The sequence below is a fragment of the Pseudobutyrivibrio xylanivorans genome (assembly GCF_010906925.1).
Classification (GTDB): Bacteria; Bacillota; Clostridia; order Lachnospirales; family Lachnospiraceae; genus Pseudobutyrivibrio.
Genome location: NZ_VTVE01000003.1, coordinates 254,195 through 269,750, shown reverse-complemented (window position 1 = coordinate 269,750; position 15,556 = coordinate 254,195). Strand labels below are relative to the sequence as shown.

12 protein-coding genes are annotated in these 15,556 nt (G+C 32.6%); 1 reads left to right on the top strand and 11 read right to left on the bottom strand.

Features of this window, described 5'->3' with window-relative positions:
• Positions 1 to 12: 12 nt before the first annotated feature.
• From rfbH to F0Q01_RS10515, 9 genes are all read right to left on the bottom strand, one after another.
• Positions 13 to 1,377 (bottom strand): lipopolysaccharide biosynthesis protein RfbH, encoded by a 1,365-nt coding sequence (rfbH, locus tag F0Q01_RS10555; RefSeq protein ID WP_090488752.1) that lies wholly within the window; start codon positions 1,375 to 1,377, stop codon positions 13 to 15.
• 51 nt (positions 1,378 to 1,428) lie between these two features.
• Entirely contained in the window at positions 1,429 to 2,205 is a 777-nt protein-coding gene (rfbF, locus tag F0Q01_RS10550) for a glucose-1-phosphate cytidylyltransferase (protein ID WP_090488750.1), read from the bottom strand.
• 54 nt (positions 2,206 to 2,259) lie between these two features.
• A complete protein-coding gene (locus tag F0Q01_RS10545; protein WP_090488748.1) occupies positions 2,260 to 3,570 on the bottom strand; it encodes an MATE family efflux transporter in 1,311 nt (436 codons plus the stop codon).
• On the bottom strand, positions 3,570 to 4,598 hold the full coding sequence (locus F0Q01_RS10540) for a glycosyltransferase family 2 protein (RefSeq protein ID WP_090488746.1): 1,029 nt from the start codon (positions 4,596 to 4,598) through the stop codon (positions 3,570 to 3,572). Before F0Q01_RS10540 ends, F0Q01_RS10545 begins: the two co-directional genes overlap by 1 nt.
• A 65-nt stretch (positions 4,599 to 4,663) precedes the next feature.
• The gene (locus F0Q01_RS10535) at positions 4,664 to 5,701 is read right to left on the bottom strand and encodes an acyltransferase (RefSeq protein WP_090488744.1); all 1,038 of its coding nucleotides are present in this window, start codon (positions 5,699 to 5,701) and stop codon (positions 4,664 to 4,666) included.
• 349 nt (positions 5,702 to 6,050) lie between these two features.
• Entirely contained in the window at positions 6,051 to 8,057 is a 2,007-nt protein-coding gene (locus F0Q01_RS10530) for a hypothetical protein (protein ID WP_090488742.1), read from the bottom strand.
• An 88-nt stretch (positions 8,058 to 8,145) separates the two neighbouring features.
• Positions 8,146 to 9,255 (bottom strand): glycosyltransferase, encoded by a 1,110-nt coding sequence (locus F0Q01_RS10525; protein ID WP_090488740.1) that lies wholly within the window; start codon positions 9,253 to 9,255, stop codon positions 8,146 to 8,148.
• Positions 9,256 to 9,385: 130 nt separating this feature from the next.
• Positions 9,386 to 10,501: a glycosyltransferase gene (locus F0Q01_RS10520; RefSeq protein ID WP_090488738.1), complete on the bottom strand. Its 1,116-nt coding sequence runs from the start codon at positions 10,499 to 10,501 to the stop codon at positions 9,386 to 9,388.
• A 112-nt stretch (positions 10,502 to 10,613) separates the two neighbouring features.
• The gene (locus F0Q01_RS10515; RefSeq protein WP_205467981.1) at positions 10,614 to 11,765 is read right to left on the bottom strand and encodes a glycosyltransferase; all 1,152 of its coding nucleotides are present in this window, start codon (positions 11,763 to 11,765) and stop codon (positions 10,614 to 10,616) included.
• Between the two features lie 95 nt (positions 11,766 to 11,860).
• Between F0Q01_RS10515 and F0Q01_RS10510 the strand changes: the two genes are divergently transcribed.
• Positions 11,861 to 12,817, top strand: a complete 957-nt coding sequence (locus tag F0Q01_RS10510; RefSeq protein WP_090488734.1) for a glycosyltransferase family 2 protein — start codon at positions 11,861 to 11,863, stop codon at positions 12,815 to 12,817.
• 31 nt (positions 12,818 to 12,848) lie between these two features.
• Here the strand turns inward: F0Q01_RS10510 and F0Q01_RS10505 are convergent, their stop codons facing one another.
• On the bottom strand, positions 12,849 to 14,591 hold the full coding sequence (locus tag F0Q01_RS10505) for a hypothetical protein (protein WP_090488732.1): 1,743 nt from the start codon (positions 14,589 to 14,591) through the stop codon (positions 12,849 to 12,851).
• Positions 14,588 to 15,541 carry a GDP-mannose 4,6-dehydratase gene (locus tag F0Q01_RS10500; protein ID WP_090488730.1) on the bottom strand — a complete coding sequence of 318 codons (954 nt, stop codon included), beginning with the start codon at positions 15,539 to 15,541 and terminating at the stop codon, positions 14,588 to 14,590. The genes F0Q01_RS10505 and F0Q01_RS10500 overlap by 4 nt, the downstream gene beginning before the upstream one ends.
• Between the last annotated feature and the right edge of the window lie 15 nt (positions 15,542 to 15,556).

The following is a 15,556-nucleotide window of genomic DNA, read 5'->3' as shown; positions in this document are numbered from 1 at the left end:
TCTATTAAACTCCTACTTTTTCTGCTCTATAGCCTCTACAATTACCTGTGCCATATAATCTATCATCTCATCTGTCATTCCTGGATATACACCTACCCAGAATGTATTGTTCATAATGTACTCTGTATTCTCAAGCTCACCAACTACACGATAAGCATCTGTATCTCTAATCTGATCAAAGCATGGATGCTTAATTAGATTACCAGAGAAGAGGAGTCTAGTCTGAACATTGTGCTCCTCGATATACTTTGTAACATCGTTTCTCTTTACACCGCTCTCTGGCTTAACAGAGATAAGGAAACCAAACCAGCTAGGCTCAGAATTCTCTGCTGGAGCTGGAAGGATGAGCTTGTCAGCTGCTGAGCTCTTAGCAAGAGCATCGTGAAGTCTAGCCCAGTTATGACGTCGTCTCTCGATGAATGAAGGGAACTTCTTGAGCTGCTCCACGCCTACTGCAGCCTGTAAATCTGTAACCTTAAGGTTGTAACCAAAGTGGCTGTATACATACTTGTGATCATATCCCTGTGGAAGCTGACCATATTGACCATCATATCTATGTCCACAGAAGTTGTCCTGACCAGAAGGGCAAATACAATCACGTCCCCAGTCACGGAATGAAAGTATAAGTCTATGAAGCTGTGGGTTGTTAGTATAAACGCAACCGCCCTCACCCATTGTCATATGATGTGGTGGATAGAATGATGACGTACCTATATCTCCCCATGTACCTGAGAATCTAGTCTCGCCATCGATTGTATACTTAGTTCCAAGTGCATCGCAGTTATCCTCTACAAGCCATAAATTGTGCTTGTCACAGAATGACTTTACTGCCTTTAAATCAAATGGGTTACCAAGTGTATGTGCAATCATAACAGCCTTAGTCTTTGGACTAAGTGCTGCCTCAAGCTTTGTAACATCAATATTGTACTGAGGAACAGTGACATCTACAAATACTGGAACTGCTCCATACTGAATCATAGGTGTAACTGTTGTAGGGAATCCTGCCGCAACAGTAATCACTTCATCACCACGCTTAATCTGTCTATCACCAAGTTCTGGCGCTGTAAGCGTCATAAATGCAATAAGATTAGCGGATGAACCTGAGTTTACAAGGTGAGCAAACTTAACACCAATCCACTGTGCAAACTCCTTTTCAAACTGGTCCGAAAAACGACCTGTTGTAAGCCAGAAATCAAGCATTGCATCTGTAAGGGATTGCATCTCTTTCTCATCATATACACGGCTTGCATAACTAATTCTATCGCCTGGCTTAAAGTTCTCCTTTGACTCCTTTGGAGCTTTAAAATCATGATAAAAATCTGCTACAAGAGCCTTAATCTGCTCTCTAGCTTCTTCTTCGGTTTTCCAATTAGACATAAAATTCCTCATTCCTAAAATTTATATATACTATTTCATAGCGAGTTTAAATTACCATTTTTTCCATGGAGCTTTTCCTTTTTCAAGCATCTCATTTAATTTGTCCATCTCATGCTTGGTATCCATGCACTGCCAAAATCCATCATAAGTGTAACTCATAAGCTCTCCTTGAGAGGCGAGTTTCTCTAGTGGCTCACGCTCAAATACGGTATCATCACCTTCAATGTAATCAAATATTTCAGGCTGAAGGACCATATAACCAGCATTAATAGGCACACCATCCGATGCTCTCTTCTCTCTAAATCGCTTTACCGCGTTGTCACCACCAATATCCAAAACCCCTTTTGATTGGTCCTGACGAACAGCTGTAAGAGTTGCTATCTTTCCATGAGACTTATGAAACTCAACAAGCTCATTAATATTTACATCACAAACCCCATCACCATAAGTCATTAGAAATGGCTCATCTCCAATATACTTCTGGATTCGCTTAATACGACCACCTGTCATAGTCTTAAGGCCTGTATCAACAACTGTTACCTTCCATTTATCTAGATACTGATCATGAACAATGATATTTCTCTCACCATTAGTATAATCAAATGTAATATCGCTGTTATGCAAAAAATAATCAGCAAACCATTCTTTGATATAGTGTTGCATATAACCTGCACAAATAACAAACTCATTGTATCCATAATACGAATACTCTTTCATAATGTGCCATAAAATTGGTTTGCCCCCTATTTCAATCATTGGTTTAGGTTTATATTGTGATTCTTCCGAAATACGTGTTCCATATCCTCCTGCAAGTAATACTACTTTCATTAATAATCTCCTTATTTTTGTAATATTGTTGCTATTTCAAAAATTCTATCTTACCTATTCTAGACTTTTAATGCTAATATTTGTATAAATAATATAAACAAAACAGCCAAACACAAACAATAATGTAGTAGACAGTTTTACTCCTAACACTCCCATACCGCATGAAGTAGCAAGATAAATTGAAAGCGGAATGTTTAAAACTATTTGTATAACTGAAACCAATAGCTGTATCTTTATCCTTCCAAGTCCATTTAATAAACTATAAAATGCAGTATTAACCATTTCAGCAAACGTTCCAAATGCAATTATAGTTAAAACCCCATTACCAAATTCAATATCTTTACCTAACCATATTTTACAGATTGGATGGACAATAGTACACAAAACTATAACTCCAACTCCAAAAACAACTAAAAATAAAATGAGTTGACTGTACATTTTCTTAATCCATGCGAAATCACGCTCCGTAAATGCCATAGTAGTTCGTGACCAAACCGGTATAACTAATGCAGCAAAAAATGCTTTTATAATACTAAATAATTTATTTGCTATTTCTATTGGTGTAACCTTTGCACTACCAAATAATCTTGTAATAATAATATTATCAGTCGCCATCAGCATCAAACCTGCTATTTGTAATACAAAAAAAATCACTCCTAAAGAAAGTAGCTCTTTGGTTTTTCCATTATTAAAAAATTTTAGACTAGGTTTTAAATACGAATATTTTCTAAAAACCCAATAATTATTGACTATCGTAGGAACCGTAATACTCAATCCATAAACTATCGCCACATAAATAATATTGGCGTGTGAAAATGAACTTATATACATTATCCCTATAAGATTAATTATTCCCCCCAACAAATTTACTAATCCTACTTGCTCCGAAATCTGTAACGAATATAGGATTACATTAACTAAAGATAAAATCAAATTAATGCAAATAAACGAATAGCTAATAAACATTGCCACATTTAAACTTATTCTAGTACCAAATAAACGTGACCATCCATATGATATAGTTACAAAAACCAAAACAAGCCATAAGCAAAACGATAAAATTGAAAGTACACAAAATGCTGTAGAAACTGATTCCTTTGCCTTTTCATACTGTTTTTTTGATATCTCAGCTGTTAATATATTTCTTAAGCCTCCTCCTATTCCAACATCACAAAGCGTTATCCAAGTTCCAATAGATAGAACTGTCGCCCACAATCCATATTTTTCATCTTCTAAATAAGAAAGCAATAACGGTATATACAAATAGCTTAATAAAAAACCCGCGCCTTTAATAAACATATTTGCTACCATACTGATAAGTGTTTTTTTATCTGCTATATATTTACCCAATTCTGCCTTTTTCATTACATTTTTTCCTTTTTATGAATCATTTTTTTCAACTTAAAAATTAAAGCTAAGGGTAAACTAATAATTCTACAAGATCTCAGTGTGTCTATGAGTTTAATCTCGCCTTTACTATACCCCAAATCTCTCATAGTATTAATTAATTTTTGATAATCGTCATTTTTAGTTAAAAGTAAAATTTTAAAATTCAAACTATTTCTTTCACGCCTAACAACTTCTCTTATACCATTCTTAATCAGTAATGATTCCTCGAACAAATTACTTATTTTAATATACCCGTTATAATCTAACATAACTCTCTTGTAATCATTATCAAAAAATGAATCGTTCCCCTCTCTGTTTATTGAAATAGGTTCTGCCAAATATTTCACAGATGCCTCAGGGAAGTTTTTCAAAACCAGCATAAGCACTACAACATGTATATATGCTGTTCCTATATATTTATTATAATATTCAGTTGAAATACTATTCCACTTGCCTCTATCAAACACAATAGATGATAGATAACTAAAAATAGCCCCCAACGAAATACATCTGTTCAAATAAAAATCCCAGTCTTTTTCATCTTTAAAATAGAATACCTTATTTCCTAATACATCTTCTTTAAAAAAACGCTGCTTTCCCTCTATTTCCATATCTTGCAATCTTGCATTATACCTATCCGATATATATATGGTATGCTTTTCTTTGATTTCTTTAAGCACTCGTTCCAAACTTCCTTCTGCTATCATATCATCACTACCAAGGAACCAGCAATAATCTCCACTTGCTAACGATATGACTCTCAAGAAATTTCTATCTGCCCCCAAGTTTTCAGCTGATTTACTATATACTATTTTCACATCAGGATACTGTTCTTCTATAATAGAAATCATCTTATCCGTATCATCTGTAGAACAATTATCAGAAATAACTACTTCAACCTTCTCACAATAATCGCCTTTTAATTGCTTAATTACGCTTTCTACAGCTTGTTTTAAATATTCACATCTATTGTAAGTAGGAATACATATAGACAATTCAATCATACTGTTCTTTTTTGATTAATTTAAATTAATCTTATTTCCTTTCATTTAATAACATAAATCAATTTCTATTTCTTGCATAACAATCCAAATTTATCCAAAATAATAGACATCCAATAAGAAAGCATAGTAATCAACACAGCGTATAAAGGAGTTAAATAAGCAGGAGGAAACCATTTAAGCACTCTACCACACACTTGCATCATCACTTCAACAAATAGTGGATGAATTAAATATATTCCTAGCGAGTATTTTGCCACCTCATTAATAACAATATTCTCTTTTTCCCCCTCCCATAAAGAAAACGCTATAAAGCTCAAAATTGAGCCTATAATAACCGAAAGAGAAAAAGATGTCGGAATAGATATTTCCTCTTTGTTAAAGGAATTAATTAACCAATTTAATACATTCACTCCATAGGAAAAAACTAGTAATACCCAAAAAATAATCCATTTTTCTTTCTTAGCCATACAGTTATTTCTCAATCCACACAAAACATTCCCGAGAGTGAAGTAACCAATCCATTCAGTCCACCAGAGAACCCAGCTTAATTCACACGTATAATTAATAATAATGCCTAAAACAAATAGCCCAAGCGATAACATCCTCCACATCCTAATAGAAATAGTCTTCTTAATTTCAATAAGAATTGGAGTCATAATATATAATCCTATTATCATATACATAAACCACATTGTCTGATTTGGTTCACCCTTTAACCAATTAATTATTGGTAAAAGATAATTATCATCCTGTGATTCTATACCTATAGTTTCTGCTACGAATATTTCTCCATAATGCATAGAAACATATAGTGCACTAAACAAAATAGTTGGAAACGCAATACGATTCCACATTTTATTGTAAAAGCTCTTATAATCAATATTCTCCGTTTTTTCTATTAATAGAGCACCGCTTAACATAACAAATAATGGCACAGCAAGATTAGACATTACTCTAAAAAATCCTGCTACATTATAGTCATTAATACTTACTATCGTGCTAAAATCATCTTTTATGTACATAGACGAGATGTGTAACATGACAACCGTTATACAACTAACTGTTCGCAACAAATCATAACCATAATATCTGTTTTTTTGCATATACCACAAATCACCATTTCTTGAACGATATCAATAATAACGTTCCGCTATAGCTTATTACTCCTTCCTTGTAACTTATAAAATTTCAATACTATATTTTTAATCGTATACATTTATTGTAGACTACCAAGATAAAACAAATGGCACCATTTCAGATGCCAAAGTCAAAAAAATATGAAACAATTTACTTCCACGCAATAATAGCCTTTCACAAGTGTTATCATTCCATATAACTATCTCCTGGCTCATCGTCTGACATTTCTATTCTCAGTATATCCTCGCATAAGATTTAAGTACAAATCCTTTTTAGGTTCTTTTAAATTTCATGGTTATTATCTTATTTTTCAAGTTATCTCAACTCATAAATATTCATAGACACAAAAGATTCACCTACACTAGTTGCATAAGAACCATTTGCTCCGTTACCGAAACTTCCCTGCACGCTATATACACCATTTACTAATATTTTTTTTCCGTCTTTTTCATCACTCGATATCACATACACACTCTGATTTTCGTAATAATTTAGAATTTCCTCTTTATCCTTATAATTATAAACTAGGTTGTGGTTAATAATTCTCAAATTACTAGTCAGCATGGTGTTCAAATCTGAACTATCTTCATCCATTAAAACAATGCTATTCGCCGGAATTTTCGCCAGCGTATCCTCAAGTATTTCATATTCTCCAACCTTAGGCCCTCCCTGAGCAAATGCTGGTAGAAATTGCCACCAAAAAATAACTGCACATATCAGGCACGCAATTATAACGTTTTTACTAAGCGGTAGTACGGAAAAGATGATAAAAACCATCGGTAACAATATAGGATAAAAATACCTAGACGCATAATAGTTAAATGGTGTGTCTATAGTAATCACACAATTATAAAATAAAAAGTATAAGAACACGCCATAATAACATCCTAGTTCTCTAGTCATATGGTTAGAAATAATCGGAAATAAGACGACCACCACCAAAATAACAATGCCTGTAGCTCTAGCAATATTTACAATATTCAAATGATAGAAGGCATTGTTGGTTCCTACATAAGAATTGCGTAAATTCCAACTCGCTCCATCTCCTACAATTTCATAATCTCTAGTATTAATTAATATTGATGCTCTATATTTAATTAATACAACTATTAGAATCAATGCAGCTTTTATTTCTCTACTGAACCATTTCTTTTGTTGTTCAAAAACTGATTTTATATAAATCCACTTCTCAGCTTCTACTACCTTATTTTGTAAAAATGGATGCACAAACACAAAAATTATGCTAAAAGCAGAAATAAAGCAAAATAATTCTATATTATGCCCGCCAGTCAACTTATTATACTGATCTTCACAATATATTGGAGATAATTTCTTAATGTACCATAACGAGCAGGCGTAAAGTAACATTTGCATGCCATTAACTATATTATATCGTCTATCGAAGAATGATAGTATGTATAACAAAAGAAATAATGGGAAGATTAAGACAACATATGAAATATGCACAAAAGAAGATATTCCAAAGCTAATCCCAGCAAAACAAGCCCACTTTTTTTCATTCTTACTCCTAATCAGCGCATACAATCCAGCCAATAGCAGCAATCCATATAAAGATTCTGTCAACCCTGCTTTTGCAATATAAAGAACTACTGGTGATAATGAATATAATATAAACAAGCCAAAGTAAGTAATCCTATTATCACTAACTCTTTTTAATATATAAAATATTATCAGTGCCGATAAATAATATAAATAATTAATTGATAATAGTCCATTATAAAAACCAAATATTTTTCCAAATAGCGCCCAAATCACACACCATGTTTTTATTGCATGAATAGAATAAATTGTACTATCTTTCGAATAAAAACAAACCAAATCTTTTTGTAAATCATCTACTCCTTGATCAACATTTTGAGAAATAATTCCCTTTTCATTTAATTCAAAAGAATTATAACTTTCTCCATAATATAATAATGAATAGTGCTTAAAATATGCCCCTTGATCAGAAACATCACTAATATCTTGCGCCGTTATTCTTATTAATGGATACACACACAAAAAAAGAAGGAGTATAAATAAGAACTCTTTATTAAATGTCACTCTTCTAGACCCTTTTTTTCTGATAAATGAGATTACCGTATAAGCAGCGCTCAAAAAAATCAATATAACAAGTGTTTTTTTTACGGAAAAATAATCAAAATATAATAACGGTATCGAAATTATTAAGTATCTAATGCAAAATAATACATTTGATATCATAAAGCACTCACCAAAATCAATTTGTTCTTCCCCGTACTTACAAACTACACCAATAAAAATAAAAACTAAATTTATTAGAAATAAAACAAAATAACTCATATATCGCTCTCCAAGCGTTCTATCATCCCTCTCATAAGGTTTTAAACACTAAACTAAACATCTCTTTATAATTATTTCTCATTTAATATCAATCAACAAATAAACTATTTAAAGTCCCCTTAAGTACACTTGTTTCATATTTTTCCAAAAAACATGTTCGAACATTTTCATTATATCCGCATGAAATTTGCTTTATATTCTCTATCGTTGATACAAACTGTTCAACCGTATTACATCTATATATGCCCTCAATTCCATCTACTTCATAGCCTTCCAAAGCCTCGTCTGTAGCAATTATTGTATTTCCATGCATCATTGCCTCTGCTGTCTTAACTTTCATTCCCGCTCCATATAATATTGGCATTACAACAATATTATGCGTATAATAATAATCGCTTGGATTATCAACCGTGCCTATAATATTGACATTCGAATATCCTGCATAACTATCTTTTAATTCCTCAAACCCTTTTCCAACTACATCAAGAATATATCCGCTTAAATGAGGCATAACATTCTCAATAAACCACTTAATACCATCCCTATTCGGACCAAAATTACTTCCTAAAAACAATAATTTATTTTTTTCTTTAACGCGCAGTTTACTTTTCTCAAATAAATCTTTAAATGTTATTGGCCAGCAGCAATTTGCATCAAATCCATATTTTTCTTTTAGTCTCTTTTTATCTCTATCATTGAGACATATTAATATATCAGCATATTTAACTTTTTTTTCATTTATTAATGAAGTAAAAAAAGCAGGTAAATATCTCCAACCCTCTTTTTTTACCTTATTCCATGCATAGTCAGCCTCTACATTTTGAAAAAAAACCACCTGCTTATAAAGCGCTTTTTTTCTCAATAATTTTGTGATATTAGAGCATTCAAAATAAACATAATCTGGTTGCACACTATCAATGTAGTCACGTATTTTCCGCTCATCATTATGTCTATATTTTTTACATCCCATACAATTAGCAATAATAATATCAAATATATTTCTCGGTTGCGGAAAACATTTCATTGTGATTCCTTTAACCTCAGTAATATACTTAGGGAGTGTAAGCAACACAACTGAAATATTCTCTTTCCCAAAATGTTTTTCTAACAAATCATAATTTCTTTTAGCACACTTACTCCCACCATTCCCGTTCTCATCGAATAAATCATTTGCTGTTATGAATACAATTTTTTTCATAATCTAACGCCACCATTTCTTTCCCTTAGTATCCATTTGCATTAGGGCTTACTATAACTCAGAATTATATTATGTACTTAGTTCATACTACCGTTATTTTTTCAAACGTTATATTTTCATAAACGGATAGTCACTTATGAAAGACATCTCTAAATCTTTCAAACTGTCCAGCTGACTCATACTTTTTTAAAAATGTATTTCTCACATCGTCTAAGTACCCTTTTTTATAGTCAATTGTTAACGCTGTTTTCAATGAACTAATAAATTCGTCTGCCGTATTACATCTATATATATGTTCGACCTCATCTACCTCATAACCTTGTAAAGCTTCATCCGAAGCAATTATGCACTTTCCGTACATCATTGCCTCTGCTGTTTTTAGCTTCATTCCCGCACCATATAATAATGGCATAACTACAATTGGAATGTGATAGTAGTAATCCTCTACATTCTCAACATACCCTTCAACTATAACATTTTCCCGTGACAGTTCATCTCTTTTTTTCTCAAAGCCTTTACCAACAATATACAGTATTACATCTTTAAAATAAGGCATCACATTATCAACAAACCACCTTATTCCATCCTCGTTTGATGCAAACAATGTTCCAACAAATAAAATTTTCTTTTTATTGTCATATTTAGCCTTGCTTTCTATAAAACGATCAAAAAAACTACATGGAAGTACTAGATCAGCCTTTCTTCCATATATTTTTTCTAATAAATCTGCATCCCTTTCATTAAGACATATTGCTTTATCCGCATTCTTAACAGCTCGTTTTTCATTTTTTAATGCTGCGATATAAGTTGGATAATACTGTATACCCTTATTTTTAATCTTATTGTTTACCTTTTCAGATTCTATATTATGAAAAAAAACTATTTTTTCAGCTTTAATCTTTCTAGGCAGCATTCCTCCCAATAAACTTCCATCCATAAATATTACTTCGGGATTTATTTTTTTTATCAACCTTCTAACACGCAACAAAGCAATAGGAAAAAGTAACGGATTTGAAAAACTCATCCCTTTAATAGATAACATCCTATTTATAACCTTATTTAATAAGGGATAGTAATATAACCTATTTCCATTCGATGTACCCTTACAAATCATCAAATCAATAATATCATCTTCATCATACATTTTTGAAAGATAATCTCGATGCCGTTTGCTCTCCTGCATCAATCCATCCGTTGATTTGGCATACACATCAACTTGTGCTATATATAATAATTTGACTGCCATATTCTATACTCATCCAATTAATTTTTATAAAACTTGGAATTTTCCTTTCTCTATATTCTTTCTACTAATTATCATAGAAGTATATGAACTAAATATTCAAATAATCTAAGAATCATGAATCCTCGTACCTTGCCAAAAGCCCCACCGCTTCACACATACGTTCCCAACTAAAGCGATACGCCTCTTCTCGTACCTTTTCAACCATAGTATTCTTTCTATTATGAGAAAAATAATCCATTATTGCTTCTGATATTTCTTCAGAAGAGCCTGCACTAACAACATACCCAGTTCTTTTATCTGTCACTACATCTGGCAATCCACCAACGTCTGTTACTAGACAAGGTTTTTCAAAGCCATATGCTATTTGGACTATTCCGCTCTGTGTCGCATCTATATACGGCGCTACCACTATATCTGCAGCAGCAAAATACTTTTCAACCTCATCATCTGGTGTGTATGTATCTTTTATAAAAACATTATGATTTATATGTAAATCATCAATAAGTTTTAAATAATCATCTTTATCCTTTCCAAAAGAACCAATCACCATCAATTTGCTTTTAGGTAAATTTGTGGCAACCGCAGAAAGTGCTTTTAATAAATATTTTAGTCCTTTATACTCACGTACAAAGCCAAAAAACAATAGAAGCTGAGAGTCTATATCTATTTGTAATCCATCTTTTTCTCTTATTTCTCTAACAGCTTCATTCCTCGATATATTTCTAATTTTAAACGCATTATAAGTAGGATGTGGATTAAATATGCAATTTGCACCACTCTTTATTAGATGTATCTCATTAAACTCTTCTTTTGAATGAACAATAAATCCATCCCCCTTTTTTAGTACAAGCTTAGTCAAAAATCGATCCATTGGAAATCTTTCATGTGGAAAGACATTGTGACATGTATAAAATACTTTTATTCGTCTCTTTAAGTGACTAGTCAATATTTTGTAACATGGTGCAAAGTAAGGATGCCACCACTGTATTAATACAGCGTCAGGATTCATATTATTAATTTGCTTTGCAACACTAATAATATTAAATGGGTTAGCTGTATTAATTAAAAACTTTGCCTCATCAACCTTAAAGGTATCACTAGAATAATCTTTCTGTTCCTTCTTAAAAAGCAACTTAGGATACTGCATTTTATATGATATGAGTGTCACCTCATTTTCTTTTGAAAGCGCTCTATATAACAAACTTGTATAATGAGCTATACCGCCTTTATATGGATAAACTGGGCCTATAAGTACTATTTTCAAAAAATACCTCCTAATATTTCCAATTTTAATCTTTATGATTTTAACACATTATTGTATTATATTGTAGTAGAAAACTTATTACTGAGGTTTATAGTATGAAATTAATTATTCAAATACCATGCCTTAACGAGGCAAAAACACTTGAAGTCACTTTAAATGATTTACCAAAACATATAGATGGCATTGACACAATCGAATACCTAATTATAAATGATGGCAGCTCTGATAACACTGTAGCGGTGGCAAAAAATTGGGGTGTTCATCATGTCGTTAGTTTCACTCAAAACAGAGGCTTAGCAAAGGGCTTTATGGCTGGTCTCGATGCTTGCCTTAGAAATGGCGCTGACATCATTGTAAATACAGATGCTGATAACCAATATAATGGTGATGATATTGAAAAGCTTGTTCGTCCTATTATTAACAAAGAAGCTGACATCGTTATTGGTGCTCGTCCTATTGATGAAACAGCACACTTCTCTTTTGTAAAAAAGAAACTCCAACATTTTGGAAGCTGGGTTGTAAGAAAAGCTTCAAACACTGATATACCTGATGCTCCAAGTGGTTTCAGAGCATATAGCAGAAATGCTGCACTCAGATTGAATGTTACAAATGACTACACATATACACTTGAAACTATCGTTCAGGCTGGTCGTTCAAAACTTCCTATGACATGGGTTCCAATTCGTACTAATGGAGAGTTACGCCCTTCAAGACTCTTTAGTAGTATGTTGGGCTATGTCAAAAGGTCTATGCTTACAATCATAAGAGCTTATATCATGTATAAGCCACTCAAATTCTTCACATTAGTTAGTACGGTACCTTTTACATTAGGTTTACTTATTTGTATTCGTTATTTATATTTTTACTTTAATCACACAGCAGATGGGCACATTCAATCACTTCTTTTAGCAGTTATTTTGTTACTTGCAAGTTTTATGACATTTATAGCCGGTTTACTTGGAGATACTATTGCTGCTAACAGAAAAATACTAGAGGATATTCAGTATCATTCGCGCAAAGTTGATTATGACTCTAATAATACAAAGCCTTAAAGTTTACACTTTAAGGCTTTCTCTTCTGTTATTAATTCATATTCTTATATATCTTATAAAATCCCAAATCAGACTTAAGCTCATATCCAGCGTCTATTAACTGTCCTTCGAATTCACTCTGGTCCATTGTAAATTCTGTAATAATCATTTTATATTTGCTATATTCGTCCATACTAATATCAGTATGTAAACATTGAATAGGTTTGTCCTTCACATACAATTGCACATTGCCGCGAGTACTATATGCAGAATCAGATACAAAAGCTATCTCATCATCTGCATTATAATCCCTTAGAGCATTTTGATTATCAAATAATATTTTTACCTTTCCTTGGTATGGGGCATACTGACTAACTGAAGCTCTACCGTTTATAAGCCACACTAACACCACGATTACCGATAGGAATGCATATGCAAAACACCTTTTTGTTTTCATCTTAATCATAGTTGAAATTAATAATAATACTCCTATCAAAAGTACCATTCCAGCTATGTATAATATGTTAAGTCCATATTTCTGCCAGATTTTAAATAATCCTGCTGCACAAGCAGACTGATAGTATACATCTTCTCCAAAATCACACCCTTTTATGTGATGACTAAATAATAAACATATCAGAACATAAAATATAGATTGGCCCCAAAATACTTTTCTCTTACTTTTATCTATGGTTAAAAATTTCAATATGCCATATATAAGTAGAAATCCCATTGCATGCTCTGCATAGCGACCATATATCAGTTGGTCAATTCTAGATGTATTACCATCATTTCTCATAAACACACATGTAACAGCGCATTCTCCTATAAACAAAAGCATTGCGAAATAATTAAACGCGGCTAGTGAAATCTCTCTGTTTCTGATCCATTCTTTGGTTTTAATAATTATTTCTATCAATCCCCACATTATCATCCCAAAAGAAATTGAATAGAAATAGAAAAAAACTCCCATTGCTTCGTTCAATATTTTCTTTATTGTAGTAGCTACTGAATCTCTCCCTACAGAAGAAATAATTGAAAAATAGTCATTATTTAAAATGTTATTTCCATACAAATTGGCTTGTATATATTGCTTTATATAATTACCGCTTATAAACAGTACGCAAAGCACCACTAAAAGCACGGCAGATATTACTACCTGTTTCTTAATATTCCTATTTTGTGTTTTGGAATCACATATATTTACAACAACTAAATATATTATTCCAAACACTAGATATGGAACTGTCCGCATATGTACAAAATATACATAAATCAATTCAACAACAAAAATCAACTGTCTCATAACAGTCTTTTTTTCATATATCAAATAAGCTTGATACAATACAAGCCATGTCATCATCACCAAGAAACACTCAGCCCATGCAATTTTAGAATTAACATAATAACCAGCGCTTAGATTTACTACAAAGCATACTATACTGATTATTTCTCTTGATGTATCCTTAAATATCCTATTAAATAACGCGGTGCTGACAAGAAATGATATCACCAAATAGACTGCATTCATTATCAGTCCTATTCGATACACTATTATTGGAGTATGAACAAATCGAAGCAACAAACTAAGTACTAGACTGTACCCCCAAGAATAGTATGATGTATTCTCAAGTACATTCCCCCAGTTTAATCCTGCAAATTTGGCGGCTGCCCCCCAATATCCGAGCTCATCTTCAGACATTGTAAAACCATAAAAATACTTTATAGAAGCACAATGAATTAACATTATCAGAACTACTTCGAGTATTATTAATACTCTATACCGATTTCTCATACTTTTACTCTCCAATAATCAAGCGTCTCCCTAATGGTCCGTTCCAACTCAATCTCTTTTGCCCATCCTGTAGCCTGCTGTAATTTTGTAATATCCGCCTCAATAATAGGCACATCCACTGGTCTAAGTTTGTTTGTATCTACTTCTACTTTTATTTCTTTTGTAGAATTCTTCAAAATCATCCTTAAGATATCATCTATAACAACAGCCTTACCACTTCCTACGTTGTATGTTTCTCCAGATTCGCCCTTTTCAACTAACATAGCATAGGCTCTTACCACATCTCTGACATCAGTAAAGTCTCTAGCGGCACTTAAATTTCCAACTCTTATAACAGGCTCCTGTTTTCCAGCCTCAATCATAGCTACCTGCTGGCAAAAATCTGCCACAACAAATAGTGGTGTCTGATTAGGACCTATGTGATTGAAAGCTCTTACCATAACCACGTCTAATCCATAAGCATCTGCATAGATTTTTCCCAGCATATTTTGGCATGCTTTTGTAGCTGCATATATGTTTCCTGGGCGTGTGTTATTATCCTCTGTAATAGGTGTTTCATTGGCCCGTATATGACCATATTCCTCTCCCGAACCGATTATAAGTGTTCTAGGTTTAAAATCTATTTTACGTAAAGCTTCAAGCAGATTTACCGCGCCTTTTATATTTACATCTACTGTCAGTTTCGGATTCTTCCATGATACAGATACCGAGCTTTGCGCTGCTAAGTGAAAAATATAATCTGGTCTATCTTTATTAAAAAGTTCTACTATCTCGTCCTCGTTTAATATATTGAGATTTTCTATCTCAATACTATTCATATCTATACCATCAATATCAAGACTCTCGTGTTCCATCTTTGTAACAACAACATCCTGTCCCAAATCATTTTTCAAATGTCTAACTAAATACGCACCTACAAATCCTGCTCCACCTATAACAAGCGACTTCATAAATAATTCTCCTTT